Consider the following 26,006-nt stretch of genomic DNA (forward strand, 5'->3'; position numbering starts at 1 on the left):
TGATCAGCAGGTCGTCAGACGTTATATCCGTAATCAGGAAAAGGCCGACAAAGCTTCCGACTTCGCCGACCTCTTTAATCGTAGCTACTAACTTATAGCAAAACCGCTTCTAGCGGTTCAAGCGCAGCGTTTCAAACCTCCACCTCTGGTGGAGGGCATGGCTTGTCTTCGTCAAACGAGCATATTTGCGAACTCGCGTTCGCAGGCGAGCCGGTCCAGCGGGCCGAGACTGCCCAGCTTGCGCAGGATGAGCGTATTCGGAATGCTGGCGAGGCGCCAGCGGACGACGCAGCTCTTCGGCAGGTTGGCGGACGCGAGGTCCGTCAGCGCGACGTCGCTCGGCCAGGCGGATGCCTTGGCGGTCGTGATCATAGCGACCACGCTCGACCCGTTCCTTTCATTGAACGCCGGGCCGGAGACGACGACCGCCGGGCGACGTTTTAGGACTGGAATGTCTGCGAAAGGGAAGGGGACGACGATCGTCTCGTAGCGTTCACAGATCACGGAACGCCTCTTCATCCTCATCGCTTTCCCACTCCGGGAAGAGCGGCGCGATATTCTTCAGGTAATCGTCGGCAAGCCTCGCCTCACGCAACTGGATTTTTTCCCCCCGCCGAGTCTTGTACCACTGACGCCAGACGTCCTTCATGCTGCCATCGGGCCGGATTGCCTCCGTGGGGCGCCCGTCCTTGCCGGTGTTCATCCGTATCCAACGGCCAACGACACCGTCCGCTTCCAAATTTATATATTCGCCGTCGCGCAACTTGCGGAGCCGGGCCTGCAGTTCCGGGCTTTCGATGTGATTGAACCAGATGGCGACATCGGAAATTCGTACCTGGGGGACCATGAGGGACTTCTTTTCTTTGTATGGGGGTCTATGGGGGGTATCTAAACATGGCTTGTTCCCCGTGTCCACCCCGGCCGAAAACGTCTTCGGCCCAGTGCTGAACGTAGACAAGGACGGCTTCACCGTTCAATGTCGGCCGATTCCAACCAGCAGAACGAGCATCATGATTTCCTCTCTCGAATCCGAACTCGTCGCCGCCATCCGCAACATCCCGGACTATCCGAAGCCGGGCATCGTCTTCCGCGACATCACCACCCTGCTCGGCAATCCGCGGGCCTTCCGCCGCGCGGTGGACGAGCTGGTGCATCCCTATGCCGGCATCGGCGTGGCCAAGGTGGCGGGGATCGAGGCGCGCGGCTTCATCCTCGGCGGGGCCATGGCGCATCAGCTTTCGACCGGCTTCGTGCCGATCCGCAAGAAGGGCAAGCTGCCGCACGAGACGGTGCGCATCGCCTACAGCCTGGAATACGGCGTGGACGAGATGGAGATGCACAAGGACGCGATCCGCCCGGGCGAGAAGGTGATCCTCGTCGACGACCTGATCGCCACCGGCGGCACGGCGGAGGCGGCGGTGAAGCTGCTGCGCCAGATGGGCGCGGATATCGTCGCCGCCTGCTTCGTCATCGACCTGCCGGAGCTCGGCGGCCGCCGCCGGCTGGAAGCGCTCGGCGTCGAGGTGCGCACGCTCGTCGCCTTCGCGGGGCACTGAGCGGGGTCAGGCGAACTCCAGCACCGTGCTCTCGAAGCGGATGACGGGCTCGCCGTGCTGGTTGGCGCCGGCGCAGAGGATCGTGTTGATCAGCCGGCCGGGGCGCGAGGCGAGCGGCCGCGACGCCAGGAGCGTCACCGAGTAGGTGATCGTGTCGCCGGCGAAGACCGGCTTCAGCCAGCGCAGGCCGGTGAAGCCGGGGGAGGGGCCGAGCTTCGGCGGATCGATCCCCTCGGCGGCAAGCCGGCGGCATTCGCCCGCCCAGAACGGCACGAAGCATTTCATCCAGCCGGCGCTCGAATGCCAGCCCGACGCGCAGAGGCCGCCGAAGAGCGACCGTCTGGCTGCCGCGGCGTCGAGGTGGAACGGCTGCGGGTCGAAGTCGGCGGCGAAGCGGACGATGTCCTCCGCCGCGAAGACGAGGCTGCCGATCTCGACCGCCTGCCCGACGGGATAGAGCTCAGCCATGCGCATGGCCGGCTCCTTCCGCCGTCCGGCGGCGCATCATGTTGGCAAATTCGCAGACGGCGACCAGCTCGCCGCGCTGGTTCGTCACCTCGGCGCGGAACCGGACGATGCCGATCTCCGGCCGCGAGCGCGAGACGCGCGCCTCCAGCACGCTGCAATGGCCGGAGAGCGTGTCGCCGGCCAGCACCGCCCGCTTCCATTCCATGAGGTCGACACCGGGCGAGCCTTCCGAGGCCGCGCGGCGGATATAGGCCTCGTAGAGCATGCGCATCATCACCGCGCTGGTGTGCCAGCCGGAGGCGGCGAGCCCGCCGAGGATGCTGGCGCGGCCGGCTTGCTCGTCGAGATGCATCGGCTGCGGATCGAATTCCCGCGCGAAGGCGACGATCTCGTCCGCCGTCAGCGTCCGCCGTGCGAAGTCGAAACGGCGGCCGGGCGAAAAATCCTCGAAGGTCAGCAGCGCGTCCGTCATGACGTCAGGTGTTGAAACGGAAGTGGATGACGTCGCCGTCCTGCACGACGTATTCCTTGCCTTCGTCGCGCGCCTTGCCAGCCTCCTTGGCGCCGACCTCGCCCTTGTAGGCGACGTAGTCGTCATAGGCGATGGTATGCGCGCGGATGAAGCCGCGCTCGAAATCGGAGTGGATGACGCCGGCGGCCTGCGGGGCCTTGGTGCCGCGCTCGATCGTCCAGGCGCGCGTCTCCTTCGGGCCGACGGTGAAATAGGTGATGAGGTGGAGCAGCTTGTAGCCGGCGCGGATCAGCCGGTCGAGGCCGGCTTCCGAGAGGCCGAGGGCGGAGAGGAACTCGGCGGCCTCCTCCTCGGGAAGCTGGGCGACCTCGGCCTCGATCGCCGCGGAGATGACGACTGCCTCCGCGCCCTGCGCCTTCGCCATCTCCTCGACGGCGCGCGTATGGGCATTGCCGGTCGCGGCATCGGCCTCGGCGACGTTGCAGACGTAGAGCACCGGGTGGGCGGTGAGCAGGTTGAGGCCCTGCAGGATGTGGATCTCGTCCGGGGCGAGGGTGGCCAGCAGCGTGCGCACCGGCTTGCCCTCGCGCAGGAGGGCGAGCGCGGCTTCCATCACCGGAAGCTGGGCCATCGACTCCTTGTCCTTGCCGGTCGCGCGCTTGCGCGTCTGCTCGACGCGGCGCTCCAGGCTGTCGAGGTCGGCGAGCATCAGCTCGGTCTCGATCGTCTCGGCGTCGGCGACGGGGTCGATGCGGCCCTCGACATGGGTGATGTCGGTGTCCTCGAAGCAGCGCAGCACGTGCACGACCGCGTCGACCTCGCGGATATTGGCGAGGAACTGGTTGCCGAGACCCTCGCCCTTCGAGGCGCCGCGCACCAGGCCGGCGATGTCGACGAAGGAGATGCGGGTCGGGATGATCTCCTTCGAGCCGGCGATCTCGGCGAGCGTCTTCATGCGCGGATCGGGCACGGCCACCTCGCCGGTGTTCGGCTCGATGGTGCAGAAGGGATAGTTGGCAGCCTGCGCCGCCGCCGTCTTGGTCAGCGCGTTGAAGAGGGTCGACTTGCCGACGTTCGGCAGTCCGACGATACCGCATTTGAAGCCCATGGGAGAATGGTCCGTCCGTCGTGAGAATTTGCCCCCGCTATGGGGGAAGGGGGCGCGATGGTCAAGGGGTGGCGCGACGCCGATGCCCCTCATCCGGCTGCCGCCACCTTCTCCCCGCAGGCGGGGAGAAGGGATATGCCGCATCGTTTCCTGAACCGTCGTCGTTCCGCGGGGCTGGTCCCCTCGCCCCGCTTGCGGGGAGAGGGTTAGGGTGAGGGGCAGCGCCGTCGCCTCAATCCTCCCGCTTGCCCAGCAGCTTCTTCAGCATGTCCGCCATCGGTCCCGTCGTGGGCAGGGCCTTGGGCTGGGCGTGGTTGCGGGCGGGGCGGATGTGCGACTGGGCGGGCTTCTTCTCCGGCGCGTCGGGCTTGGCGCCGGTGGCGAGCGCCAGCTTGTTCATGAGCTGCGAATCCTCGCCGCGCACCAGCATGGCGGCGTTGAGCGCGAGCTCGTCCAGCAGCGGATCGAGCCAGGCGTGGTCGGCCTTGGCGAAATCGCCGAGCACGTGGCCGGTCACGCGCTCCTTGTCGCCCGGGTGGCCGATACCGAGCCTCAGGCGCCGGTAGTCCTTGCCGCAATGGGCGTCGAGCGACTTGATGCCGTTGTGGCCGCCGTGGCCGCCGCCCACCTTGATGCGCGCCTTGCCGGGCGCGAGATCCAGCTCGTCGTAGATCGCGACGACGTCCTTCGGCGGCAGCTTGTAGAAGCGCATCGCCTCGCCGACCGACTCGCCGGACAGGTTCATGAAGGTCTGCGGCTTGACGAGCAGCACCTTCTCTCCGGCAAGCTCGCCCTCGGAGATCTCGCCCTTGAATTTCCGCGACCAGGGCGAGAAGGGGTTCTTGCGGTGGATCGCGTCCACCGCCATGAAGCCGATATTGTGGCGGTTGCCCGCGTATTTCGCGCCCGGATTGCCGAGGCCGGCGATAATCAGCATGGTCTTTGTCTGCCCGAAGTTTCCGTCTGCGTCTTCACCACCGAAAAACGGCGCGGAAGTCAACCGCGGGCGGTCACTTCCTGGTCTTCGCCTCGTTGGCGGCGGTGCGGGGATTGGCGAGACCGTAGGCGGCGAAGATGCGGTCCTGCCCGCCTTCGAGGATGAGCTTGTCGAGCTCGGCCTGCAGGCGGGCGTGGATCGCCTCCGGCATCGCCCTGTTGCAGGCGAGCCCATAGGTCTGCCCGTCCATGACCATCGCCTTCTCCACCGGATGGCCGGCCGCGATCATGCTCTCAAAGGTCTTCAGGGAGGTCGGCATCAGGTCGATGCGGCCGCTCAACAGCTTGCCGAGCGTGATGTCGATATCGGCGGCGAGGTCGATGTCGCGGAAGCCCCTGGCGGCAAGCAGGCCGATGGCGAAGTCGTCGCGCTGCGCGCCGATCCTGAGCTTCACCGCCTCCTCCAGCGTATGCGCGTCGATGCCGCCGTCCCTGCGCTTCACCAGAACCATCACGTCCTGCACGAGCGGCTCGACCCAGCGGAAGCGGTCGTGGCGCTCCTCGGTATGGGTCGCCGTGAAGGCGCAGTGCATCGGCTGGTGCTCGGCGAGCGCGAAGGCGCGCGCCCAGGGCATGATCTCGATCGTGTAGTCGACGCCGGCGCCCTTGGCGATGGCATGGACCTGATCGATGGAGATGCCCGTGATCGCGCCGTCCTTCGTGAAGTTGAAGGGCGGATATTCCTCGGTGACGAAATGGACGGTCTCGGCCCGGGCGGGAGACAGCGCGGCAAGCAGGAGGCCAAGCGCCGGAAGCAGTCTCTTCATCGCCCCGTCCTCCTTCGTTTCCGCAAGAACACCTGCCACCGACTAGGACGCAACGGCAGCCCTTTCTTCCGGCACGAACTCCGCGAGCCTGTCGACCAGCGCCGGAAGCGGCAGCGGCCTGCTGAAAAGGTAGCCCTGGCCGAACTCGATGTCCATGGCGCGCAGGATCTCCCACTGCTCGTCGGTCTCGATGCCCTCGGCGACGACCGTGCAGCCCATCTGGTGCGAGATCGTGCGGATGCCCTCGACCAGCATGCGGCTCTTGTCGCGCAGCGCCTTCTCGCTCGTCGACAGCGAGCGGGTGAAGGACTGGTCGATCTTGACGATATCCACGGGGAAGCGGTTGAGATAGCTCAGCGACGAGTAGCCGGTGCCGAAGTCGTCGAGCGCGATGCGGCAGCCGAGCGCGGACAGCGCGTCGAGCACCTCCCGCACCGCCGGATTGTCGAGCATCAGCACGGCCTCGGTGATCTCGATGACGATGCGCGGGGGCGTGACGTCGTTCTCCATCAGCAGGCTCGCGAGCCGGGCGGGCAGCGCCGGCTCGAACTGCAGCGGCGAGAAGTTGACGGCGAGATAGGTCTCCCCGAAGCCGGCGATCGCCGAGATCGCGGCGAGATTGGCGATCGACTTCGACAGGATGACATCGCCGATGCGGGTGATCGAGCCGTTCTCCTCGGCGATGCCGACGATCTCGCCGGGCGGCAGGATGCCGCGCTGCGGGTGGTGGAGCCGCATCAGCGCCTCGAAGCCCGCCACGCGCCCGTCGGAAAGGGCGACGATCGGCTGGAGATGGGCCTCGAACCAGTCCTCGCGCAGGCCCTGGTCGATGAACTGCTCCGTCTCCAGGCGCTTGCGGGCGATGTCGAGCATGTCCGCGTCGAAGAAGCGGACGCCGTTCTTGCCGCTCCTCTTGCGCGAATACATCGCCATGTCCGACTTCTGCAGCAGGTCGGCGGCGGTCGCGGCATGGTCTGGGTAGACGGCGATGCCGATGCTGGCGCTGACGTTGAGCTCGCAGCCCTGCGAGAGGATCGGCGGGCGCAGGCTGGCGGCGAGCCGTGCGCTGACGTCGGTGGCGAGCTGGCGCGCGTTCGGGGCGCTCAGCAGGATCGCGAACTCGTCGCCGCCGAGCCGGGCGATCATGTCGTCGGCGCGCAGCTGCCGCCGCAGCCTCGTGGCGACCTCGCACAGCACGTCGTCGCCGGCGGCGTGGCCGAGGTTGTCGTTGATCCACTTGAAGCGGTCGAGGTCGACGAAGAGGCAGGCGAGCTGGTGGCCGTGCTGGTCGGCCCTGCCGATCATGTCGTCCAGCACCGCCTCGAAGCCCTGGCGGTTGATGAGGCCGGTGAGGTGGTCGGTGATCGCCTGGCGGTGATTGCGGGTCTCGGCCTCCTTGAGGTCGGTGACGTCGGTCATCACGGAGAGCGACAGCGCCTGGCGATCGTCGCTCTCGGCGATGCCGGTCTCCAGGATCAGCACGTCCATCACGCTGCCATCGGCGCGGCGGAAGCACACCGTCACCTCGCAGATGCCGCCTTCCGACCGGCTGGTGGCGTGGCGGTCGCGATAGACGTCGCGCCATTCGGGATCGACGAAGGCGGTGAAGTCGCGGCCGATCACGTCCCGGCGGCGGTAGCCCGTCGCCGTCAGCCAGTAGTCGCTGACGGCCGTGATGCGGTTCTGCGCGTCGATCGAGAAGAGCATGGCCGGCGTCAGGTTGTAGATGTCGGTTGCGCGCGCATGCGCCAGCTTCAGCTCGTTCTCCTCGCGCTCGAGCTTGCTCTGCATCTCGTTGAAGTTGTGGGCGAGCGCGCCCATCTCGTCGTTCGAGGTCCAGTCGACATGGTGGCGCGAGCCAAGCCGGCGGGTCGCCTCGATCGCCGCCGTCAGCCGCATCAGCGGGCGGATGACGGTGATGCGGTTGCCGATGATGGCGGCGGTGAACATCGTGCCGACGGCGAAGAGGAAGATCGCGAAGATCGTCAGCTCGTCGCGGCTGAAGCGTGCGAGAATGCCCTCCTTCTCGATCCAGATCTCCGCCGTGCCGACCTTCTTGATGCCGTCGGCGGCATGGTAGAGGATGTCGGTCGTCATCGAGCGCGCATTCGGGAAAGCCGGGGCCAGCTCGGGCTTGCGCACGTCGATGAGGTTGGCCGTGTCGCGCACGCGCACATAGGCGATGGCGGGATCAGCCTGGAGCGTGGCGGCGACCTGGCCGATGCTTTCCCGGTCGAAGTCCCACAGGGGCTTGGCGAGCGCCTGCACGTTCGTTTCGACGAGCACCTGCGTGTGCTGCTCCCGCTCGCGGGCGACCCGGTCGGAGGAGACGATGAGAAACAGGGCGAAGAGCGGCGCGACGAAGATCAGCAGCGCGCCGATGACGATCGCGATGAAGCGACTTTCCACCGAATGCATTCTCATGCCGGCAGTTCCGCTGCGCCAAGCCAGCCCATTCGTACCCCTCTTCCGGCTCGCCTTCGAAAACCCTGGTCTAGCGTTCCATGAAAACCTTAAATGTTGTTGAAGCGGCGGACCAGAAAAACGCTGAGAATTCAAGCATCCCGCAGGGGTGTCTCCGTGGCCCGGACGTCGCGCAAACAAAAAGTCCCGCTTCGCGGGAAGCGGGACTTCGCATCGGCGGGCCTTGCGGAAGACTTATTCTTCCGAGGCTTCTTCCTCGTCCTTCTTCACGCCGCCGGCCGGAGCCGCGATCGTGGCGATGGTGAAGTCGCGGTCGGTGATGACCGGGCTCGTGCCCTTCGGCAGCGTGACGTTCGAGATGTGCACGCCGTCGCCGACCTTGAGGCCGGTGAGGTCGACGGTGATGGAGTCCGGGATGTTGTCGGCGAGCGCGTGCAGCTCGACCGCATGGCGCACGATGTTGAGGACGCCGCCGGCCTTGATGCCCGGGGCCTTGTCTTCGTTGACGAAGTGGACCGGCACTTCGACGACGACGTGGGTGTCGCCGGAAACGCGCAGGAAGTCGACATGCATCGTGAAGTCGCGGACGGGATCGAGCTGGTAGTCCTTCGGCAGGACCCGGATCTTCTCGCCGTTGACGTCGATCGTGGCGACGGTCGTCTTGAAGCCGCCGGCATGGATGCGCAGCGTGACGTCCTTCGTCGAGACGGCGATCGCGAGCGGGGGCTGCTTGTCGCCGTAGATGACTGCGGGAATAAGGCCGTTGCGGCGAAGTTCACGGGAGGACCCCTTACCAACCCGTTCGCGCGTCTCGGCCTTGAGCTCGTAGGTTGCGTTGCTCATGGCATTACCTTTCATGTTGCTGGAGCGCTTCGCGCGGGCGGGTGGTCCCGACCGTCCGAAACGTGAGGATTTCGTGAAAGCCTCATCCGCGTTGCCTCCAAGGGTGTCTGCGCGGACGTGGGTCCGATAAACGAGAACCGCCGGAAATGCAAGGCCCGCGCCCGCATTGACAGGGGCGGGCCGCGGCCGGATTGTGGAGCGGACGCGTTCGCACGAGGGAGAAGGACATGCGACGGACGATCCCGCTCACCCTAGCGGCGCTTGCCGCCCTTTCGGCCGGCGCCGCGCCGGCCGCCGAGGTTTCGCAACGGACGGCGGGCGAGATCGAGCGCAGCCTCACCCGCTACCTGCCGCCGGAGCTCGCCCGCGCCGGCCTGCTCACCGTGCAGGCGGCGACGACCTTCTACGAGCTGCGCGTCGATCCGGCCGTGCTCGCCGCGAAGGCGCGGGCCGGCGGGCTCGCGGTCGAGGGGCTGAAGCCGGTGACGGCCTATCTGCGTCCGGCGCAGGACGGGACCTATCGTGTCGAGGCGGCGACCGATCTCGATCTCAAGGGCTCGTTCGGCGCCGGCGCCGGCAAGGGCAGCTTCTCCTACCTCGTCGAGGCGATGAAGCTCGACGGCATCTACGACCCGGAGATTCTCTATTTCCGCGCGGCCGACTGGACGGCGAAGGGCCTCGCCTTCGAAAGCCGCTCGCCGCAGCAGTCGGTCGAGGCACGTTTCGGCGAGAGCGCGATGCGCGTCGCCGCCGAGACGACGGGGGCGGGGCTCCTCGACATTTCCGGCACCGGCGTCCTCAAGGCCTTCACCGAGACGGTGACGGGCGGAGAGCAGGGGCGCGTCGAGATCTCCGCCGACGTCGTCGACGTCGATGTCGGTCTCGACGGCGCGCGCTACCAGGTGTTCCGGGACCTCGTCTTCTTCGTGCTCGACAACATGCAGAAGAAGACGCTCGAACCGGCGGAGGCGGCGCGGTTCAAGGCGCTGCTGCGCGCCGCGCTGCCGGTCTTCGACAACCTCACCGAGACGATCACCGCCTCCAACGTCACGGTCGGCACGGCGCAGGGCACCTTCGGCGCCCGGTCGGTGCGCTACGACATCGCCATGAACGGCATCGCGCATGCGACGCGCGTCGGCTTCGGCTTCGACATCGACGGGCCGCGCCCGCCGGCGGGCCTGCTGCCGGCGGCCTTCGAGGGCGTGGTGCCGGAGCGGGCGACCTTCCGCGCCGCCGTCACCGATCTCGACCTCGCCGGCGCCATGACCTACCTGCTCGACAGGACCGACTTCTCGCGGCCGCTGACGGACGAGGAGAGCCGGGAGGCGGGCCGCATCGTGCTGCCGACCGGGACGATGAACGTCGCCTTCGAGGACGTCTCCGCCGTGTCCGCGATCTACGACGTGCGCCTCACCGGGCGGATGCGCGTGCAGCCCGGAAAGAAGGACGGCCACAGCGCCGACGTGACGATCACCGCGCGCGACTTCGACAAGACGGTCGCCTATCTGCAGCAGAACGCCGCCGCCGTGCCGCAGTTCGGCCAGGCGGCCTTCATGCTGCTGATGGTCAAGGGCTTCGCGAAGGACCTCGGCAACGGCACGCAGAGCTGGGACATCGCCGTCGGCGAGGACGGCAAGGTGCTGATCAACGGCCGGCCGCTGCCGTTCCAGCCGCAATGAGCCGTCAGGCGCGGCGCCGCGGCGCGTAGCGGGCGAGCGCCGTCATCAGGCCGCCGGCCACCAGCCCCCAGAAGGCGCCGGAAATGCCGGCGAAGGAGACGCCGGAGGCGGTGACGAGGAAGGTGATGGCGGCGGCCTCGCGGTTTTCCGGCTCGCGGAAGGCGTTGAGCGCGGAGCCGGCGAAGGCGCTGACGAGCGCAAGCCCCGCCACCGCCTGGATGAGGATCGGCGGGGCGAGCGAGACGAAGGCGGTGACGGCGCCGGCGGCAAGGCCGAAGATCACGTAGAACATGCCGGCATTGACCGCCGCCCAGTAGCGCCGGGCGGGGTCCGGATGGGCGTCGGAGCCCGCGCACATCGCCGCGGTGATGGCGGCGAGGTTGACGGCATGGCCGCCGAACGGCGCCGAGAGCAGCGAGAACAGGCCGGTGACGGCGAAGAGCGGGCCGGGGTTCGGCCGGTAGTCGTTGACCTTCAGCACGGCGATGCCGGGAATGTTCTGCGAGGCCATGGTGACGATGAAGAGCGGCAGCGCGATGCCGACGAGGCCGGCGATGTTGAAGACCGGCGCCACCGCCTCCGGCTGCGGCAGCAGCCTTTCCGCAAGGCCGGCGAAGGCGCCGTCCGGGATGTCGATGCCGAAGGCGAGGACGGCGACGAAGGCGGCAAGTGCCGCCGGCACCGCGTAGAGCCGGTTGAGGCTGCCGACCACGGCCCAGGCGACGACGATCGGCAGGCCGAGCAGCGGATCGAAGGCGATCGCCTTCACCGGCGCGAAGCAGAGGCCGATCAGCACGCCGGCCAGCATGGCGTTGGCGAGCGTCGCCGGGATGGCGGCGACCATGCGGCCGAGCGGCTTCCACAGGCCGGCGAGGACGATCAGCGCGGCGCAGACGAGGAACCCGCCGACGGCCGCCGGAAAGCCGCCCTCGACCGTCCCGCCGCTCGCCAGCAGCGCCGCGCCCGGCGTCGACCAGGCGATGGAGACGGGAAGGCGCGTGCGCAGGCTGAGCACGATGGCGCAGACGCCCATGGAGACCGAGAGCGCCATCAGGCCCGACGCGGCCTGGGCCTCCGTCGCGCCGACGCCGGCAAGGCCGTGCAGCACCACGGCGAAGGAGCTCGCGAAGCCGACGAAGGCGGTGAGCAGGCCCATGAAGAGTGCCTGGACGGAGAAATCACGAAGCATGGCGGGTTCGCTGCATCTGGATGGAACGCGTGACTGGTAGCAGGCCGCGCGCCGCTTGGGAACCGTCGGATGGCAGGCGGCCGCGTCCGTGTTTTTATCCCTCGCCCCAACCCTCTCCCTGCAGGCGCGGAGAGGGGCTTAGGAAGCCGGTGCGGCATGTTTCCTTCTCCCCGTCTACGGGGAGAAGGTGGCCGGCAGGCCTGACGAGGGGCTGACGCCCCCATGCGGCCGCGTCAACCGTCAGCGTGCCGGGCACTCGCCGGGCCGGACCACGCGGAAGCCGGCGACCTCCGCCGCGCAGGCATTGCCGAACGTGCGGCGGTCGCGGCCCTGCTGGCCGCAGACCGGCTTGTATTCGCTCGTGCAGACGCGCTGGTCGCGCGGCAGGCCGGCGCGGTCGTCGCGGCCCCTGTCGTTCCGGTCGCGGCCGTCGCGGTCCCGGTCGCCGCGGCTCCGGTCATTGCGGTCCGCGCGATCCCTGTCCCTGCCGTCGCGCTCGCGGTCGCCCTCGCGCCATTCGCCGCGATCGTTGCGGTTGCGGTCCGCGGGCACGACCTGGCATTCGCCGCGGCCGAGGATGTCGTAGCCGCTCGCGCGCGCCTCGCAGGCGTTGGCGAAGGTCTGGCGCTCGCGGCCGCGCGCGGCGCAGACCGGCGCGTATTCCCGCGTGCAGGCGCGGCTCTCGTCCGGCCGCGGCTCCGGCCGGCCGTGGCGGCATTCGCCGGGGCCGAGGACGCGGAAGCCGCTCGCCTGCGCCTCGCAGGCATTGGCGAAGGTCTGGCTGTCGCCGCCGCGCGCGGCGCAGACCGGGCGGTATTCCGCCGTGCAGGCGCGGCCCGGGCTCGGGCGGAAGCCGCCGCCGGCATTCGGGTCGGCGACGTCGACGGAGCAGGCGGCGAGCACCAGCCCGGCAAGGGCGACGACGATGCGTCCCGCCCTCGGGCGGAAGAGGGTCGACAGGATCGGCATGTGGCTATTCTCCTCGCGAATCGTTCGACGACGCTAGGATATTCGGCCGGGAGTGGAAACCCGCTCAGTCGAAGAGGCTGGAAACGGACTCTTCGGCGCTCGTGCGGTTGATGGCCTCGCCGAGCAGGTTGGCGGTCGAGATGACGCGGATGTTGTGCGCCGACTGGACGGCCGTGGTCGGCTGGATCGTGTCGGTGATCACCAGCTCCTTGAGCTTGGAGGAGGTGACGCGCGCCACCGCGCCGCCGGAGAGCACGCCGTGGGTGATGTAGGCCGTGACGCTGGTGGCGCCGTTCTTCAGCAGCGCCTCGGCGGCGTTGCAGAGCGTGCCGCCCGAATCGACGATGTCGTCGATCAGCAGGCAGTCCTTGCCGGAGACCTCGCCGATGACGTTCATCACCTCGGATTCGCCCGGCCGGTCGCGACGCTTGTCGACGATGGCAAGCAGACAGTCGAGCCTTTTCGCGAGCGCGCGGGCGCGCACCACGCCGCCGACGTCCGGCGAGACGACCATGACGTTCTCGAGGTTGTAGTTCTCCTTCACGTCGCGGGCGAGGATCGGCACGGCGTAGAGGTTGTCGGTCGGGATGTCGAAGAAGCCCTGGATCTGGCCGGCATGCAGGTCGAGAGTGAGCACGCGGTTGGCGCCGGCCTGGGTGATGAGGTTGGCGACGAGCTTGGCGGAGATCGGCGTGCGCGGGCCCGGCTTGCGGTCCTGGCGGGCATAGCCGAAATAGGGGATCACGGCGGTGATGCGGCGCGCCGAGGAGCGGCGGATCGCATCGATCATGATCAGGAGCTCCATCAGGTGGTCGTTCGTCGGGAACGAGGTCGACTGGACGACGAAGACGTCCTCGCCGCGCACGTTCTCCTGGATCTCGACGAAGATTTCCTGGTCTGCGAAGCGCCGAACCGTGGCGCGGCCGAGCGGAACATTCAGATAATTGCAGATCGCTTCGGCGAGGAGCCGGTTCGAATTGCCCGCGAAAACCTTCATCTATGGTCCGCCCGTGATTATGCTGATGGGCCGCGTTTAAGCGGCAAGCTCAGCGAATGCAAGGGCCTTGGCGGACGGGAAAAGCGGATTCCCCCGCATTTCGTTACGAGTTCGTTTCGTGGCGTTCGCCCGGGCATCAGCCGCGCGCCGTGCCGCGCCAGTCGAGATACTGGCGGATGGTCTTGGCGGCGATGTCCTCCATCGTGCCGGCGGGCACCGCCGTCCAGGGATCGGCCGCCGTGCCGCGCACGCTTTCCTGCCCCTGGATGCGGTGAAGCCGCGCGCCGGAGCCGTCGAGCACGTCCCAGACATAGACGACGGTTGTCTTGCCGCCGTCGTTCATCGCCGAGAAATAGCCCTTCAGGATGTAGCGGGCCGAGCCGTCCGCGGCGCTCCTGATCGTCAGGCCGCCCGCGCGCGCCTCGGCGCCGAGGCGCTTGGAGAGCGGGGTCACCGCCTGCACCGGCGCGCCGATGATCGGCAGGAAGCGGATCGTCTCGCCGGACGTCGCCCCGGCGGGGGCAAGCGCGGCGGTCTCCGTCCCGCCCGCCGTCTCGGCGGTGGGCGAGCGGGCCGCCGTCTCGCGGGCCTCGGCCTGCTGCCGCGTGCCGGCGTTGCGGGCGAGCGCGTCGGCCTGCGCCTGCAGCGTGTTGGCGGAGGACGCGCCGCCGTCGGAGGCGAAGGCGGTCTGCTGCGTGGTCGTCGCGGCGGGGGCGCTCTCGGCCGTCATGCCGTCCAGGTCGTTCTGGGTGACGGGCGGCGAGGAGAAGCCGCCGCCGACATCGACCTGCGGCGTCAGCGCATCGGTGGTGTTGCAGCCCGAAAGGATCGCGATGAGGCCGATCAGTGCCAGCCGCTTCGAAAGCTCTTGCATCTTCGTCGTCCGTCTTGCCGGAGCGTGCCCGCGGCTCCGTTCCCCGGACAGATTTATGGGAGGCGCGGGCGGGGCCTGTCAACCGCAGCCGTCAGAGGTCGATGAAATCCAGCCCGTAGCGCGAGAGCGGCTTCGGCGTGTCGGTCGTCGTCAGATAGGTCTGGCCGAGCGTCATGGCAGTGCCGGTGTCGGAATCCATGATGACCATGTGCACGAAGAGCGTCATGTTCGGCTCGATCTCCTGCGGGTTGCCGACATGGAACATCTGCTGCTCCATCCAGGAGGGGGCGAAGCGGGCGCCGAGCGAATAGCCGCAGGCGTTCAGCCGGTGCCGGGCGAGGCCGCGCTCGTCCATGATGCGCGCATGCGTGTCGAAGACGGTGCCGAAGGTGTTGCCGGGGCGCAGCACCATCTCGATCGCCTGGATCGTCTCGCGGCAGGCGCTGTAGAGCTCGCGGTGGCGGTTGGTCGGCTCGCCGATGACGACGGTGCGCATCATCGCGGCATGGTAGTGGGCCACCACGCCCGCCCATTCGAGGGTGAGCTGGTCGTTGGCCGCAAGCCGCCGCCGGCCGGACTTGTAGCGGCAGAGCAGCGCGTCGTCGCCCGAGCCGATGACGAAGCCGTTCGCCGGATAGTCGCCGCCGGCCGACAGGATCGCGCCCTGCATGGCGGCGAGGATCTCCGCCTCGTCGGCGCCCGGCGCGATCAGCGGGCGGGCGGCGTCGAGCGCCTTGTCGGCGAGGGCGGCGGCCTGCTCGACATAGGCGATCTCGGCCGGGCTCTTGATCAGCCGCAGGCGGCCGACGAGCGTGGAGGCGTCGACGAGGTCGCCGAAGCTCTGCAGCTGGTTGTCGAGAAGGCGGGCGTTGCGGCCGGTGAGCCCGTGCGTATCGTATTCGACGCCGATGCGGCAGCCGAGCAGGTCGAGGTCGGACAGGAGGTTCTTGAGGTCCATCGTCGGGTCGGCGTTGACCCGGTCGATCCAGATCTCGACCTTCTCGATGGTCGAGGTGTTGCGGGCCTGGCGCAGGTCGGCCGAGCGCGTCAGCAGCACCATGTCGCCGTCGGCCTTCACCACCAGCGTCTGGAAGAAGCAGTAGCCGAACGTGTCGTAGCCGGTGAGCCAGTACATGCTCTCCTGGGCGAAGAGCAGCATCGCGTCCAGCTTCTCCTCGCGCATGCGCGCCGTCAGCCGCTGCAGCCGGTTGGTGTATTCCTCGGCGTCGAAATGAAGGGCCATCCTTGCCGTCCTCCCTCGTCTGCGGGCGTCACGCCCTTACCATGATCGCCGATATCTGGCGTCCGTAGTCCGGTTCCTGCCGGTGGGTGGTGCGCCGGTAGGAGAAGAAGCGTTCCTCGTCGGGATAGGTGCAGATGTCGAGGTTCTCCGCCGTCACGCCGGCCCTGCCGAGCCGCTCGGTCGTCAGGCCCGGCAGGTCGAACAGCGCGTGGCCGGGTTTCTGCGACGGCGTGAAGAAGCGGGCATGGCCGGCATCGGCGGCAAGGAAGCGGTCGACGAATTCCGGGCCGACTTCGTAGTTCTGCCGGCCGATCGACGGGCCGAGGCTCGCGAGGATACGGTCGCGCCTGGCGCCGAGCCGTTCCATCGCGGCTATGGTGTTTTCCAGCACGCCCGCCAGCGCGCCCTTCCAGCCGGCATGCGCCGCGCCGACGACGCGGGCCTCCGGGTCGCAGAAGAGGATCGGGCCGCAATCGGCCGTCAGCACCCCGAGGACGAGGCCGGGCGTCGCCGTCACCAGCGCGTCGGCGGCGGGCCGTGTGCCGTCATACCCGTCGTCGACGGTGACGACGTCCGGCGAATGGACCTGGTGGACGGTCGCGAGCCGGTCCGGGGGAACGCGGAACCAGCGGCAGACGCGGGCGCGGTTCTCGAGCACCTTCTCGCGCGCGTCGTGCGAGCCGAGCCCGACGTTGAGGCCGCGCCAGATGCCGTCGGAAACCCCGCCTGCGCGGGTGAAGAAGCCGTGGCGGACGACGCCCGCGGCGTGGCGCTCGAGGAGCGGGCTTTCGAGGGGCAGGGGGAGCGCGTCGTCCTTCATCGTGTCTCGGCTGGATCGGAGCCCCTCGCGTTCCTTGCGGATTGCGAGAACGCTCTCTCTGTTTGTTTTCACGCAATTCCGCACGCAAGACCGCTTCGCGCGCTTGCTGGAACCGCTCTGGACGGGGCCGTCCGGAAGGCTTTCGGACGGGGCAAATCGGCCCGGATGTTGGCGTTCCTTGGCGGCGGTGTCAATCGGGCTGGCGGAAGGGGAAGAGTGCGAGCGGGCTGCTTCCGACGGCGAGCACCTTGAAGAGATCGCCCATTTTCCCGGCTCCCGAGCCGGCCAGCCGGTCGACATCGGCGAGGATCGCGCGCTGCGTCGCCTCGTCGCGGTTGCGGCCGAGCGCGGAGGCACGCTCGCCGATGCCGAGCCCGGCGAGGAAATCGCCCTGGTGCAGCATGCCGTGCACGGAAAGGCCGGCCGCGGCGGCGGTGGCCGCAAGCCGCGCGAAGTCGACATGGCTCGTCAGGTCCGCCTCGCCGGGATGGGCGAGCGGCGGGTCGAAGCGGTGCTTCAGCACCGCCTGCAGCGTGTCGCCGAAGCCGGTGACGAAATGGCCGTAGTCGATGACGAGCGCGGTGCCGCCGGAACGGGCGAGCCTTTCGCCGATCGCCGTCATCACCGCCTCGCGGGCCGGCGCGATCTCGAAGATCGTGCCGTTCGCAACGGTGCGGTGGTTCTCCGGCAGGAGCGCCGGGTCGATGCCGGCGACGCCGGCGGCGAAGGTCAGCTCCCCCTCGGCGTCGAGGCCGACCATGCGCTCGCGGAAGCCGGAGGGCGTCTTGACGAACTGGCGGATCGGAATCGCGTCGAAGAGCTCGTTGGCGGCGAGCAGCACGAAGCCGTCCGGCAGGTCCTCGAAGCCGTCGTGCCAGGAGACGCGGGGCGCATGCGTGCCGAGCGTCTCGCGCTGGATCTCTCGCAGCTTCGGGCTCGTCTCGACGAGGTGGACGGTCGCGTCCTCGTAGAGCCCGGGGGCGAGCCGGGCGACGACGCGCAGCATGTCGGCCATCATCGTGCCGCGGCCGGGGCCGATCTCGGCGATGCGCACGCCCGCGGGGCCGCCGTGCTTCTGCCAGGCATGGACGAGGAAGACGCCGAGCATCTCGCCGAAGAGCTGGCTCACCTCCGGCGCGGTGACGAAGTCGCCGGCGCGGCCGAAGGGATCGCGGGTGCGGTAGTAGCCGTATTCCGGATCGGCGAGGCAGAGGGCGAAATAGTCGGTCACGCTGATCGGGCCGCTGGCGCGGATCAGGGCCTTGATCTTGCGGGCAAGGGGCGTGGACATGGCGGGCCTCGTCTCAGGCGGCGGCCCGGCGGGCGCGGGCGACGGCCCAGAGGCCCAGCGCCAGCATCGGCAGCGAGAGGACCATGCCCATGGTCAGCCAGCCGAAGGCCAGATAGCCGAGCTGCGGGTCCGGCTCGCGGAAGAACTCGACCGTGATGCGCGAGAGCGCGTAGCCCGCGACGAAGAGGCCGGTGACGAGGCCGGGACGCTTCAGCGCGCCGAGACGGTAGACGGCGACGACGATGACGGCGAGAAGGAGGATGCCCTCCAGCCCCGCCTCGTAGAGCTGGCTCGGATGGCGGGCAAAGGGTCCGGCCTCCGGGAAGACCACGGCCCAGGGCGCGTCGGAGAGGCGCCCCCACAGCTCGCCGTTGACGAAGTTGGCGAGGCGGCCGAAGAACAGGCCGATCGGCACGACGGCGGAGACGATGTCGAACAGGCTCCAGAGCGGGATGGCGTTGCGGCGGGCAAACAGGATCATGGCGATCGCCGTGCCGGCGAAGCCGCCGTGGAAGGACATGCCGCCCTTCCAGACCTGGACGGCGCGCAGCGGATCGGCCGCGACATTGGCGAAGTCGTAGAAGAGGATGTAGCCGAGCCTTCCGCCGAGGATGATGCCGACGGCGGCCCAGACGAGGAAGTCGTCGAGCTGCGCCCGCGTCATCGGCGGCTCGCCCGCCCAAAGCCGCGGCGTCTCGATCAGCCGGCGCGCATAGAGCCAGCCGAGCATGATGCCCGCCACATAAGCGATGCCGTACCAGTGGACGGCGACGGGACCGATCGAGAAGGCGACCGGATCGATCTCCGGGTAGGGCATGAGGGCGAAGAGGCTGGCGATGCTGGTCAAGGGGCGTGTCTTCCGGTTTTCGGGCGGACCATGGATGCGCCGCGTGGCACGGTCAAGGCGGAGATGGGCGAAAGGCGCGGGCTTTGCGCCCGGCGAACCGCACGATCCACCGGAATCCGCTTGCAAGCGGCCGGCCGAGACCCTACCTCAGGCGCACAGGAACCCCGATCCCCAGGAGGGCACGCCATGACCACCGGTGCGAACCGCATCCTCGACGACCTCGCCAAGCTGATGACCGATGCGGCCGGCGCCGCGCAGGGCGTTCGCCGCGAGGCGGAAACCGTCTTCCGCGCCCAGGCGGAGCGGCTCTTCAACAGCATGGATCTGGTCAAGCGCGAGGAGTTCGAGGCGGTGCGCGAGATGGCCGTGAAGGCACGCGACGAGAACGACGCGCTCGCCCGGCGCATCGAGGCGCTGGAAGCCCGGCTCGCCGCCAAGGATTGAGTTCCCGTTTCCCCTTGTCCCCGCCGGGGGGAAGGTGGCCCGCAGGGCCGGATGAGGGGGCGAGCCCGCCGCGTCCCGCCTTCGGCGTCCCCCTCATCCCGCTGCCGCGACCTTCTCCCCGCCGGGGAGAAGAGGCAAAAGGTACTCGCCCCATTTCATGCGCAAGGCTCCTTCTTCCGGCTCGGACTCGCGCCACGCGATTCCCGGTGCGCCAACCGATTTTTTTAATAAAATTTTCACCCCTGTGGACACTTGCGAAAAGCCCTTTTCGCAGAGTCCCTTAAGCCATGCGCCTGAATCATTTTCGCAGGCGCTTTCCACAACCTGGCAGAGAAAATGCAGGGACGGGGGCTGGCGTCGCGACTCCGCCGTTATACACTGATTTTAAATGATGATTCGAGACGGACGCCGCAAGGTTCGGGCAGGGTAGGTCGCCCAGACTGCGTGTAGTGCCGAGCAATCATTCAGTGTTGTATCCGGAGTACGGGTTTGCCGCGTCGCGTGTGAGCGCGATTTCGCATGCCCGCCGGTCGAGAAGGTGATGCATGAGCCTCATGGAATTGGATATCGGGCGTCAGTCCAACCCGGTCGACATGATCGAGTTCGTCGCGGCCAACAACGACTGGACCTTCGAGCGGTCGGGCGAGGACGAGATCGCGATGACGGTCGAGGGCAAGTGGACGGACTACCACGTCTCCTTTTCCTGGATGGAGGAGTTCGAGGCGCTGCATCTGGCCTGCGCCTTCGACATCAAGGTGCCGGAAAGCCGCGTCAACGAGGTCCATTGCCTGCTCTCGCATGTCAACGGCCAGGTGCTGATGGGCCATTTCGACCTGTGGCGGCGCGAGGACGTGGTGATCTTCCGCCAGTCGCTGCTGCTCGCCGGCGGGGCCGAGCCCACCAACCGGCAGGTCGAGGTGCTGCTGTCGAGCGCGCTCGAGGCCTGCGAGGCCTATTTCCAGGCGTTCCAGTTCGTCGTCTGGTCCGGCATGGACGCGCAGTCGGCGGTGGACGCCGTGCTGTTCGAGACCGTCGGGGAGGCGTGATCGTGGCGGTGGCTGCTTCCGGTCCCATCGTCCTCGTCGGTGCCGGCAACATGGGCGGCGCCATGCTGTCCGGCTGGCTGAAGAGCGGCATCGCCGGTTCCTCCGTCCTCGTCGTCGATCCCGGCCCGGCGCCGGCCATGGCCAAGCTGATTGCCGAGAACGGCGTGCGGCACGAGACCTCGGCGCCGGCGGACCTCAAGGCGGGCGTGCTCTTCGTCGCGGTCAAGCCGCAGGTGATCGACCAGGTGCTGCCGCCGCTTGCGGGCCTCGTCGGGCCGGAGACGGTGGTCGTCTCGGTCGCCGCCGGCAAGACGCTCGCCAATCTCGAAAGCCATCTGGGTGCGGCCGCCATGGTGCGCGCCATGCCGAACACGCCGGCCATGGTCGGCCGCGGCGTCACCGGCGCCTTCGCCAATGCGCGCGTCTCCGACGCGCAGCGCGATGTCGTGACCGCGCTCCTCAAGGTGAGCGGCCCGGTCGAATGGGTCGAGAGCGAGGCCGACATCGACGCCGTCACGGCGGTCTCGGGCAGCGGCCCGGCCTATGTCTTCTATCTCGTCGAGTGCATGGCGGAGGCAGGTCGCAAGCTCGGCCTGCCGGCGGACCTCGCCATGCGTCTCGCACGGGAAACCGTCTCGGGGGCTGGTGAACTGCTTCACCAGTCCCCCGATGACGCCAGCCGGCTTCGCCAGAACGTCACCTCGCCGGGCGGCACCACGGCCGCCGCGCTCACGGTGCTGATGGCGGAGGACGGCATGCAGCCGCTCTTCGACAAGGCCATCGCCGCCGCCCGCAAGCGGGCCGAGGAACTGGCGGGCTGAGTTCCCTTCGCCCCTCACCCTAACCCTCTCCCCGCAAGCGGGGAGAGGGAACTTGCCCCGCGAAGGGACAATGTTTGGGAAAACGGCGCGGCATATCCCTTCCCCCCGCTTGCGGGGAGAAGGTGGCCGGCAGGCCGGATGAGGGGCCCATCGCGCACCATTTCGAGGATATCCCATGAGCGAAACCATCACCTATGCCGATTTCGAGCGCGTCGACATCCGCATCGGCACCGTCGTCCAGGCGAGCGTCTTTCCGGAGGCGCGCAAGCCCGCCTACAAGCTGACGATCGACTTCGGGCCGGAGATCGGGCTCAAGAAATCCTCCGCGCAGATCACGGTGCACTACACGCCGGAGGGGCTCGTCGGCCGGCAGGTGCTCGCCGTCGTCAATTTCCCGCCGCGCCAGATCGGCCCGGTGCGCTCGGAGGTGCTGACGCTCGGCTTCGCCGATGCCGAGGGCGCGATCGTGCTCGCCGGCGTCGACCACCCGGTGCCGAACGGGCACAAGCTCTGCTGACGTCATGCCCGGCACGCTCCCTCATCCGCCTGCCGGCACCTTCTCCCCGAGGGGAGAGGGGATATGCCGCGACGTCTCTCTACTCCTTCTCCGCTCGGGGAGAAGGTGGCCCGAAGGGCCGGATGAGGGGGGTTACGCCGGAAGTCGCACGGTCGCCCTCAGGCCGCCCATGGGGCTCTCCGACAGCGTGATGCCGCCGCCGTGGCTGCGGGCGATGTCGAGGGCGATGGCAAGGCCGAGGCCGGTGCCGGACGCATTGAGGTTGCGGGCGGCGTCGAGGCGGAAGAAGGGCTTGAACACGTCCTCCCGCGCCTCTTCGGGAATGCCCGGCCCGTCGTCGTCGACGGTGATGACGAGCCACTTGCCGCGGTTTTCCGCCGTGACCCGCACGCTCTTCGCATAGCGCATCGCATTGGAGACGAGGTTGCCGAGGAGGCGGGCGAAGGCGTTCGGCCGCGCCAGGACCTCGTCCTCGCCGTGGATCTCGCTCGAGAAGGCGCAGCCGTGCAGCTCCGCCTCGGCGGCGAGCTTGCGGAAGAAGGCGGAGAGGCTGACGGTGCCGACGTCCTCCTCGCTCTCGCCGCGGGCGAAGGCGAGGTAGCCTTCCAGCATGGTCTGCATGTCGGCGACGTCGTTGCTCAGCCCTTCGAGCTCCGGCCCGTCGCCGGCGAGCGCGAGCTGCAGCTTGAAGCGGGTGAGGATGGTGCGCAGGTCGTGGCTGACGCCCGTCAGCATCGCCGTGCGCTGCTCGATCTGCCGCTCGATGCGCTCGCGCATCAGGATGAAGGCGAGGCCGGCGCGCCGCACCTCCTCGGCGCCGCGGGGAGCGAAGTCCTCGGTGCGCTGGCCCTTGCCGAAGCTCTCCGCCGCCCGCGCCAGCGCCAGGATCGGCCGGATCTGGCCGCGCAGGAACAGGATCGAGATGGCGATGAGCACCAGCGACGTGCCGACCATCCACAGGAGGAAGATGTGGGTGTTGGAGGCGTAGGTCTGGTTGCGCCGGGCGTAGACGCGCAGCACCTTGCCGTCGAGCCGGATGCGGATCTCCACCAGGTTGCTGTCGCCGACCGTGTCGATCCAGAAGGGACGGCGGATCTGCTCGCGGATCTCCTCGCTCAGGATCTCGTCGAGGATGTTGAAGAACGGCTTGGGGCGCGGCGGCGGCAGCTCGGTGCCGGGCTCGACGGCGATGTTGAGCGCCAGCCGCTCGCGGGCGATGCGCACGATCTCGGCCTCCTCCACCCCTTGCGGGAAGGATTCGATCATGTCGATGATCGCGGCGATGTCGCGGGTGACGGCGGTGGAGAGGCGCTGCGTGACGAGCTGCCAGTGGCGCTCCATGAAGACGAAGGCGACGACGGACTGCAGGATCACCATCGGCAGGATGATGATGAGCAGCGAGCGGGCATAGAGGCCGCGCGGCATCCAGTGGCGCAGCCAGCGAGCGAAGCGCCGCCAGCCGTGGAGGGCCGCTTCCAGCCGCTCCCGCACGGCCGCCGCGGACAGGCGCATCAGGCCTGTTCCACGCTGAGGCGGTAGCCGATGCCGCGCACGGTCTGCAGCCAGACGGGGTTCGACGGGTCGTCCTCGATCTTGCGGCGCAGCCGGTTGATCTGCACGTCGATGGTGCGCTCGCCCACCTCCGTCTCCTCGCCGATCAGCTCGTGGCGCGGGATCGTCTCGCCGGCGCGCTCGGCGAAGAGCAGCATGATCTCCTGCTCGCGGTCGGTGAGGCGTATGGTGTCGCCGCCGCGCCTGAGCTCCTTGCGCACCAGCGAGAAGGTGTAGGGGCCGAACATCACCTGCTCGATCTTCGGCGTGGCCGGGCCGGCGTTGCGTCTGAGGATGTTGTTGACGCGCAGCACCAGCTCGCGCGGCTCGAAGGGCTTCGGAAGATAGTCGTCGGCTCCGGCCTCCAGCCCCTCGATGCGGGCGTTCGTCTCCGCCAGCGCCGTCAGCATCAGGATCGGCACGGCGCGGATCTCCTTGAGGCTCTTCGTCAGCGACAGGCCGCTCTCGCCCGGCATCATCACGTCCATGACGATCAGGTCGAAATCGAGCCCGCGCAGCTTGCGGCGCGCCTCGTCGGCGTCGCGCGCGACGGTGACGCGGAAGCCCTGGTCCACCAGATAGCGCGACAGCAGGTCGCGGATGCGCGTGTCGTCGTCGACGACGAGCAGGTGGGACGCGTCGTCGGAAGGCGCGGCAACGGTCATCGTCCTGGCCTCCTTTCCCGGCGGCTTGGAGCATCTCGGCCGTTCTTGCGGAGATGCCCTATCTTTCTGTTTCCCGCATTGTCCTGGCGCAAAACCGCGCTCCGCACTTTTGCTGGAAATGCTCTAGTCGTGGCCGGCATTCTGCATGCCGGAGAGGAACCGGGTCACGACCCGCCGGTCGTCGGCGCTCATGCCCTGGAATGCCCGCTTGATGCGGCGCGATTGCGGCTCGGCGAGCGCCAGCGCCAGCGCGCGGCCGGAGCGGGTGGGGTAGAGCTTGCGCTGGCGCCGGTCCTCCGGCCCCGCCACCTGCTGGATATAGCCGGAATCGACGAGCTGCTTCAAGACGCGGGCGAGAGACTGCTTGGTGATCTTCAGCGTGTCGAGCAGGTCGGCCACCGTCATGCCGGGCTCGCGGTTGACGAAATGGACGACCCGATGGTGGGCGCGGCCGAAGCCGGAGCTTTCGAGGATCGCGTCCGGATCGGAGATGAAGTCGCGATAGGCGAAGAAGAAGGCCTCGATGATCTCGAAATCGATGCCGTCGCAGACCATGGCGTCTTCGTGCAGCGCGTCGGGGATGCGTTTTTCCGCCGCCTGCCGGGCCACGGTCTCATTTGCCTTCGTCATGTCTCGTCTCTCGTGAAACGCATGGCGAATATGTCAGCCCTGCTGGCGTTTTCGTCAAGGACGCATCCTGCACAAACCGAAGGCGGCCGCACGGGCCGCCTTCTTTTCCGGCAACGGATGCCGCCCCTATTTCTTCCCGAGCACGGCGCCGACGATCGCCGTCAGCACGCCGCCGCCGACGAGGCCGCCGATGCCGTTGGCGACGAGGCCGGTGAGGCCCGCTTCCCCGCCCACGAGCTGCAGCAGAAAGCCGCCGCCCACGCCGCCGATGGCGCCGACGATGGTGCGCACGACGACGCTGACGGCCACCTGCTTCAGCGCGGCGCCGGCCGCGTTGCCGCCGATGGCGCCGGCGATGAGCTGCGTAATGATCGCTTCCATATTTCCCCCTCCTTGCGGATCGTCCGGCCGCAGGCTTCCGTCCGCGTCCGGTGCCGAGTCTTCGGCCTATGCAACGTGATGAGAAACATGGCGGCTGTCAATTTGCCGCGGCGGCCGTGCACCGGAGTCTTGACGGCAAAAGGGGCGGCCGCGGCGCGGCCACCCCTTCCGTTCCCCGCTGCTTGGCCGCCGCGGTCGTTATTCTGCGGCGTCGTTGAAGACGCCCCGGCGGATCTGGTCCTCCTCGATCGATTCGAACAGCGCCTTGAAGTTGCCCTCGCCGAAGCCCTCGTCGCCCTTCCTCTGGATGAACTCGAAGAAGATCGGGCCGATCACGGTCTTCGAGAAGATCTGCAGCAGGATCTTCGTCATGCCGCCGTTCACCACGCCCTCGCCGTCGATGAGGATGCCGTGCTTCCTCAGCCGCTCGACCGGCTCCTCGTGGCCATGCACGCGCTCGTGCGACTTCTCGTAATAGGTGTCCGGCGGGCCGGGCATGAATTTCAGGCCGTTCTCGGCCAGCCGGTCGGTGGCACCGTAGATGTCTTCCGTGCCGACGGCGATGTGCTGGATGCCTTCGCCCTTGTACTTGCGCAGGTATTCCTCGATCTGGCTCCTGTCGTCGGTGGATTCGTTCAGCGGGATGCGGATCTTGCCGCAGGGCGAGGTGATGGCGCGCGAGACGAGGCCGCTCATCTTGCCTGCGATGTCGAAGAAGTGGATCTGCCGGAAATTGAAGAGCTCGCGGTAGAACGCCCACCACTTGTCCATGTTGCCGCGGAAGACGTTGTGGGTGAGGTGGTCGAGATAGTAGAAGCCGACGCCCGCGGGTTTCGGATCGCGTTCCCCCGTCCAGTCGAACTCGGCGTCGTAGGCCGAGCCCTTCTCGCCGTAGCGGTCGATGAAATAGAGGAGCGATCCGCCGATGCCGACGATCGCCGGCGCGTCGATGCACTTGTCGTCGCCCGTGTATTCCTCGGCGCCGAGGCCGACGGCGTGCTTCAGCGCATGCCGGGCATCCACGACGCGCCAGGCCATCGAGGGCGCGCAGGGACCGTGCTTGTCGACGAAGCGCTCGGCGAAGGAGCCCTTCTCGGCGTTGAGGATGTAGTTGATGTCGCCCTGCCGCCAGACGGAGACGGCCTTGTGCCTGTGCCGCGCGACCCTGGCGTAGCCCATGCGGGTGAAGAGCTCCTCCAGTTTCTCCGGCTCGGAATGGGCGAACTCGACGAATTCGAAGCCATCGGTGCCGACCGGGTTGTCAGGCGTGATCTGCGCCGGCGGCGCGTCGTGCGGGAAAGGGCCCATCGTTCGTCCTCCTCGATCCGTGAGATGGAGGCAGTATCGCGCATCGTCCGTGCAAGGTGCGTGCGTAATGCTTGTCATTCGGCAAGTCGATGCAATAAGC

28 protein-coding genes and 1 pseudogene are annotated in these 26,006 nt (G+C 68.2%); 7 read left to right on the forward strand and 22 right to left on the reverse strand.

Going from position 1 to position 26,006, the window contains the following annotated elements; all coding sequences use genetic code 11:
• Positions 1-91 (forward strand): annotated as a pseudogene (locus NNZ72_RS25590) (IS200/IS605 family transposase); the annotation flags it as partial.
• Positions 92-171: 80 nt separating this feature from the next.
• On the opposite strand, the gene NNZ72_RS16895 reads toward NNZ72_RS25590, so the two are convergent.
• Complete coding sequence (locus NNZ72_RS16895) at positions 172-519, reverse strand: type II toxin-antitoxin system PemK/MazF family toxin (protein ID WP_257316586.1); 348 nt, start codon at positions 517-519, stop codon at positions 172-174.
• Positions 494-847: a hypothetical protein gene (locus NNZ72_RS16900; protein WP_257316587.1), complete on the reverse strand. Its 354-nt coding sequence runs from the start codon at positions 845-847 to the stop codon at positions 494-496. The genes NNZ72_RS16895 and NNZ72_RS16900 overlap by 26 nt, the downstream gene beginning before the upstream one ends.
• A 163-nt stretch (positions 848-1,010) precedes the next feature.
• Between NNZ72_RS16900 and NNZ72_RS16905 the strand changes: the two genes are divergently transcribed.
• Complete coding sequence (locus NNZ72_RS16905) at positions 1,011-1,556, forward strand: adenine phosphoribosyltransferase (RefSeq protein ID WP_306766350.1); 546 nt, start codon at positions 1,011-1,013, stop codon at positions 1,554-1,556.
• Between the two features lie 6 nt (positions 1,557-1,562).
• On the opposite strand, the gene NNZ72_RS16910 is transcribed toward NNZ72_RS16905, so the two are convergent.
• The 7 genes from NNZ72_RS16910 to NNZ72_RS16940 all read right to left on the reverse strand — a co-directional run bounded on the left by NNZ72_RS16910 (position 1,563) and on the right by NNZ72_RS16940 (position 8,634).
• Positions 1,563-2,030, reverse strand: coding sequence for a MaoC family dehydratase (locus NNZ72_RS16910; RefSeq protein ID WP_257316588.1), 468 nt, complete (start codon positions 2,028-2,030; stop codon positions 1,563-1,565).
• The gene (locus NNZ72_RS16915; RefSeq protein ID WP_257316589.1) at positions 2,017-2,496 is read right to left on the reverse strand and encodes a MaoC family dehydratase; all 480 of its coding nucleotides are present in this window, start codon (positions 2,494-2,496) and stop codon (positions 2,017-2,019) included. Before NNZ72_RS16915 ends, NNZ72_RS16910 begins: the two co-directional genes overlap by 14 nt.
• Before the next feature lie 4 nt (positions 2,497-2,500).
• Positions 2,501-3,604, reverse strand: a complete 1,104-nt coding sequence (gene ychF / locus NNZ72_RS16920) for a redox-regulated ATPase YchF (RefSeq protein WP_257316590.1) — start codon at positions 3,602-3,604, stop codon at positions 2,501-2,503.
• Between the two features lie 232 nt (positions 3,605-3,836).
• On the reverse strand, positions 3,837-4,541 hold the full coding sequence (pth, locus tag NNZ72_RS16925) for an aminoacyl-tRNA hydrolase (protein ID WP_257316591.1): 705 nt from the start codon (positions 4,539-4,541) through the stop codon (positions 3,837-3,839).
• A 73-nt stretch (positions 4,542-4,614) separates the two neighbouring features.
• Positions 4,615-5,367, reverse strand: a complete 753-nt coding sequence (locus NNZ72_RS16930) for a substrate-binding periplasmic protein (RefSeq protein ID WP_257316592.1) — start codon at positions 5,365-5,367, stop codon at positions 4,615-4,617.
• Between the two features lie 42 nt (positions 5,368-5,409).
• Positions 5,410-7,791, reverse strand: a complete 2,382-nt coding sequence (locus NNZ72_RS16935; protein WP_306766351.1) for a putative bifunctional diguanylate cyclase/phosphodiesterase — start codon at positions 7,789-7,791, stop codon at positions 5,410-5,412.
• A gap of 234 nt (positions 7,792-8,025) precedes the next feature.
• Positions 8,026-8,634 carry a 50S ribosomal protein L25/general stress protein Ctc gene (locus NNZ72_RS16940; protein WP_257316593.1) on the reverse strand — a complete coding sequence of 203 codons (609 nt, stop codon included), beginning with the start codon at positions 8,632-8,634 and terminating at the stop codon, positions 8,026-8,028.
• A gap of 227 nt (positions 8,635-8,861) precedes the next feature.
• Between NNZ72_RS16940 and NNZ72_RS16945 the strand changes: the two genes are divergently transcribed.
• The gene (locus tag NNZ72_RS16945; protein ID WP_257316594.1) at positions 8,862-10,313 is read left to right on the forward strand and encodes a hypothetical protein; all 1,452 of its coding nucleotides are present in this window, start codon (positions 8,862-8,864) and stop codon (positions 10,311-10,313) included.
• Between the two features lie 4 nt (positions 10,314-10,317).
• On the opposite strand, the gene NNZ72_RS16950 is transcribed toward NNZ72_RS16945, so the two are convergent.
• The 8 genes from NNZ72_RS16950 to lgt all read right to left on the reverse strand — a co-directional run bounded on the left by NNZ72_RS16950 (position 10,318) and on the right by lgt (position 18,513).
• Positions 10,318-11,502: a benzoate/H(+) symporter BenE family transporter gene (locus tag NNZ72_RS16950; protein WP_257316595.1), complete on the reverse strand. Its 1,185-nt coding sequence runs from the start codon at positions 11,500-11,502 to the stop codon at positions 10,318-10,320.
• A gap of 240 nt (positions 11,503-11,742) precedes the next feature.
• On the reverse strand, positions 11,743-12,471 hold the full coding sequence (locus NNZ72_RS16955) for a Kazal-type serine protease inhibitor domain-containing protein (protein ID WP_257316596.1): 729 nt from the start codon (positions 12,469-12,471) through the stop codon (positions 11,743-11,745).
• Positions 12,472-12,535: 64 nt separating this feature from the next.
• Entirely contained in the window at positions 12,536-13,468 is a 933-nt protein-coding gene (locus NNZ72_RS16960) for a ribose-phosphate pyrophosphokinase (protein WP_257316597.1), read from the reverse strand.
• Between the two features lie 136 nt (positions 13,469-13,604).
• Positions 13,605-14,342: a hypothetical protein gene (locus NNZ72_RS16965; RefSeq protein ID WP_257316599.1), complete on the reverse strand. Its 738-nt coding sequence runs from the start codon at positions 14,340-14,342 to the stop codon at positions 13,605-13,607.
• Between the two features lie 91 nt (positions 14,343-14,433).
• Entirely contained in the window at positions 14,434-15,585 is a 1,152-nt protein-coding gene (locus NNZ72_RS16970) for a M24 family metallopeptidase (protein WP_257316601.1), read from the reverse strand.
• A gap of 28 nt (positions 15,586-15,613) precedes the next feature.
• Complete coding sequence (gene pgeF, locus NNZ72_RS16975) at positions 15,614-16,405, reverse strand: peptidoglycan editing factor PgeF (protein ID WP_257316602.1); 792 nt, start codon at positions 16,403-16,405, stop codon at positions 15,614-15,616.
• 190 nt (positions 16,406-16,595) lie between these two features.
• Entirely contained in the window at positions 16,596-17,696 is a 1,101-nt protein-coding gene (locus tag NNZ72_RS16980; RefSeq protein WP_257316603.1) for a class I SAM-dependent methyltransferase, read from the reverse strand.
• Positions 17,697-17,709: 13 nt separating this feature from the next.
• Positions 17,710-18,513 (reverse strand): prolipoprotein diacylglyceryl transferase, encoded by an 804-nt coding sequence (gene lgt, locus NNZ72_RS16985; RefSeq protein ID WP_371747776.1) that lies wholly within the window; start codon positions 18,511-18,513, stop codon positions 17,710-17,712.
• Between the two features lie 216 nt (positions 18,514-18,729).
• On the opposite strand from lgt, the gene NNZ72_RS16990 reads away from it, so the two are divergent.
• The 4 genes from NNZ72_RS16990 (at position 18,730) to NNZ72_RS17005 (ending at position 21,371) form a co-directional block, all read left to right on the forward strand.
• Positions 18,730-18,987: an accessory factor UbiK family protein gene (locus NNZ72_RS16990; RefSeq protein ID WP_257316605.1), complete on the forward strand. Its 258-nt coding sequence runs from the start codon at positions 18,730-18,732 to the stop codon at positions 18,985-18,987.
• A 545-nt stretch (positions 18,988-19,532) separates the two neighbouring features.
• The gene (locus tag NNZ72_RS16995) at positions 19,533-20,033 is read left to right on the forward strand and encodes a type III secretion system chaperone family protein (protein ID WP_064330750.1); all 501 of its coding nucleotides are present in this window, start codon (positions 19,533-19,535) and stop codon (positions 20,031-20,033) included.
• 2 nt (positions 20,034-20,035) lie between these two features.
• Positions 20,036-20,854 carry a pyrroline-5-carboxylate reductase gene (gene proC, locus NNZ72_RS17000; protein ID WP_257316607.1) on the forward strand — a complete coding sequence of 273 codons (819 nt, stop codon included), beginning with the start codon at positions 20,036-20,038 and terminating at the stop codon, positions 20,852-20,854.
• Between the two features lie 175 nt (positions 20,855-21,029).
• Positions 21,030-21,371, forward strand: a complete 342-nt coding sequence (locus NNZ72_RS17005; RefSeq protein WP_257316608.1) for a tRNA-binding protein — start codon at positions 21,030-21,032, stop codon at positions 21,369-21,371.
• 132 nt (positions 21,372-21,503) lie between these two features.
• Here NNZ72_RS17005 and NNZ72_RS17010 read toward each other — a convergent pair whose 3' ends face one another.
• The 5 genes from NNZ72_RS17010 to hppD form a co-directional block, all read right to left on the reverse strand.
• A complete protein-coding gene (locus NNZ72_RS17010; protein WP_257316609.1) occupies positions 21,504-22,883 on the reverse strand; it encodes an ATP-binding protein in 1,380 nt (459 codons plus the stop codon).
• Complete coding sequence (locus NNZ72_RS17015) at positions 22,883-23,587, reverse strand: response regulator (protein ID WP_257316610.1); 705 nt, start codon at positions 23,585-23,587, stop codon at positions 22,883-22,885. The genes NNZ72_RS17010 and NNZ72_RS17015 overlap by 1 nt, the downstream gene beginning before the upstream one ends.
• 123 nt (positions 23,588-23,710) lie before the next feature.
• Positions 23,711-24,142 carry a MarR family winged helix-turn-helix transcriptional regulator gene (locus NNZ72_RS17020; protein WP_257316699.1) on the reverse strand — a complete coding sequence of 144 codons (432 nt, stop codon included), beginning with the start codon at positions 24,140-24,142 and terminating at the stop codon, positions 23,711-23,713.
• Between the two features lie 201 nt (positions 24,143-24,343).
• The gene (locus NNZ72_RS17025) at positions 24,344-24,598 is read right to left on the reverse strand and encodes a hypothetical protein (protein WP_257316611.1); all 255 of its coding nucleotides are present in this window, start codon (positions 24,596-24,598) and stop codon (positions 24,344-24,346) included.
• 198 nt (positions 24,599-24,796) lie between these two features.
• Positions 24,797-25,906, reverse strand: a complete 1,110-nt coding sequence (gene hppD / locus NNZ72_RS17030; protein ID WP_257316612.1) for a 4-hydroxyphenylpyruvate dioxygenase — start codon at positions 25,904-25,906, stop codon at positions 24,797-24,799.
• Positions 25,907-26,006: the final 100 nt, after the last annotated feature.

The sequence above is a fragment of the Shinella pollutisoli genome, from assembly GCF_024609765.1.
GTDB classification, from domain to species: domain Bacteria; phylum Pseudomonadota; class Alphaproteobacteria; order Rhizobiales; family Rhizobiaceae; genus Shinella; species Shinella pollutisoli.

Excerpts from the sequence above, each read along its gene's own strand:
- NNZ72_RS16945 (WP_257316594.1), top strand. The coding sequence starts at position 8,862 with ATGCGACGGACGATCCCGCTCACCCTAGCGGCGCTTGCCGCCCTTTCG.
- NNZ72_RS16895 (WP_257316586.1), bottom strand. The coding sequence starts at position 519 with ATGAAGAGGCGTTCCGTGATCTGTGAACGCTACGAGACGATCGTCGTC.
- NNZ72_RS16900 (WP_257316587.1), bottom strand. The coding sequence starts at position 847 with ATGGTCCCCCAGGTACGAATTTCCGATGTCGCCATCTGGTTCAATCAC.
- NNZ72_RS16955 (WP_257316596.1), bottom strand. The coding sequence starts at position 12,471 with ATGCCGATCCTGTCGACCCTCTTCCGCCCGAGGGCGGGACGCATCGTC.
- NNZ72_RS16995 (WP_064330750.1), top strand. The coding sequence starts at position 19,533 with ATGAGCCTCATGGAATTGGATATCGGGCGTCAGTCCAACCCGGTCGAC.
- NNZ72_RS16990 (WP_257316605.1), top strand. The coding sequence starts at position 18,730 with ATGACCACCGGTGCGAACCGCATCCTCGACGACCTCGCCAAGCTGATG.
- NNZ72_RS16960 (WP_257316597.1), bottom strand. The coding sequence starts at position 13,468 with ATGAAGGTTTTCGCGGGCAATTCGAACCGGCTCCTCGCCGAAGCGATC.
- ychF (WP_257316590.1), bottom strand. The coding sequence starts at position 3,604 with ATGGGCTTCAAATGCGGTATCGTCGGACTGCCGAACGTCGGCAAGTCG.
- NNZ72_RS17015 (WP_257316610.1), bottom strand. The coding sequence starts at position 23,587 with ATGACCGTTGCCGCGCCTTCCGACGACGCGTCCCACCTGCTCGTCGTC.
- NNZ72_RS16910 (WP_257316588.1), bottom strand. The coding sequence starts at position 2,030 with ATGCGCATGGCTGAGCTCTATCCCGTCGGGCAGGCGGTCGAGATCGGC.
- hppD (WP_257316612.1), bottom strand. The coding sequence starts at position 25,906 with ATGGGCCCTTTCCCGCACGACGCGCCGCCGGCGCAGATCACGCCTGAC.
- NNZ72_RS16915 (WP_257316589.1), bottom strand. The coding sequence starts at position 2,496 with ATGACGGACGCGCTGCTGACCTTCGAGGATTTTTCGCCCGGCCGCCGT.
- lgt (WP_371747776.1), bottom strand. The coding sequence starts at position 18,513 with ATGCCCTACCCGGAGATCGATCCGGTCGCCTTCTCGATCGGTCCCGTC.
- pgeF (WP_257316602.1), bottom strand. The coding sequence starts at position 16,405 with ATGAAGGACGACGCGCTCCCCCTGCCCCTCGAAAGCCCGCTCCTCGAG.
- NNZ72_RS17010 (WP_257316609.1), bottom strand. The coding sequence starts at position 22,883 with ATGCGCCTGTCCGCGGCGGCCGTGCGGGAGCGGCTGGAAGCGGCCCTC.
- NNZ72_RS16905 (WP_306766350.1), top strand. The coding sequence starts at position 1,011 with ATGATTTCCTCTCTCGAATCCGAACTCGTCGCCGCCATCCGCAACATC.
- NNZ72_RS16930 (WP_257316592.1), bottom strand. The coding sequence starts at position 5,367 with ATGAAGAGACTGCTTCCGGCGCTTGGCCTCCTGCTTGCCGCGCTGTCT.
- NNZ72_RS16965 (WP_257316599.1), bottom strand. The coding sequence starts at position 14,342 with ATGCAAGAGCTTTCGAAGCGGCTGGCACTGATCGGCCTCATCGCGATC.
- pth (WP_257316591.1), bottom strand. The coding sequence starts at position 4,541 with ATGCTGATTATCGCCGGCCTCGGCAATCCGGGCGCGAAATACGCGGGC.
- NNZ72_RS17025 (WP_257316611.1), bottom strand. The coding sequence starts at position 24,598 with ATGGAAGCGATCATTACGCAGCTCATCGCCGGCGCCATCGGCGGCAAC.
- NNZ72_RS16950 (WP_257316595.1), bottom strand. The coding sequence starts at position 11,502 with ATGCTTCGTGATTTCTCCGTCCAGGCACTCTTCATGGGCCTGCTCACC.
- NNZ72_RS17005 (WP_257316608.1), top strand. The coding sequence starts at position 21,030 with ATGAGCGAAACCATCACCTATGCCGATTTCGAGCGCGTCGACATCCGC.
- NNZ72_RS16970 (WP_257316601.1), bottom strand. The coding sequence starts at position 15,585 with ATGGCCCTTCATTTCGACGCCGAGGAATACACCAACCGGCTGCAGCGG.
- NNZ72_RS17020 (WP_257316699.1), bottom strand. The coding sequence starts at position 24,142 with ATGGTCTGCGACGGCATCGATTTCGAGATCATCGAGGCCTTCTTCTTC.
- NNZ72_RS16980 (WP_257316603.1), bottom strand. The coding sequence starts at position 17,696 with ATGTCCACGCCCCTTGCCCGCAAGATCAAGGCCCTGATCCGCGCCAGC.
- NNZ72_RS16940 (WP_257316593.1), bottom strand. The coding sequence starts at position 8,634 with ATGAGCAACGCAACCTACGAGCTCAAGGCCGAGACGCGCGAACGGGTT.
- NNZ72_RS16935 (WP_306766351.1), bottom strand. The coding sequence starts at position 7,791 with ATGAGAATGCATTCGGTGGAAAGTCGCTTCATCGCGATCGTCATCGGC.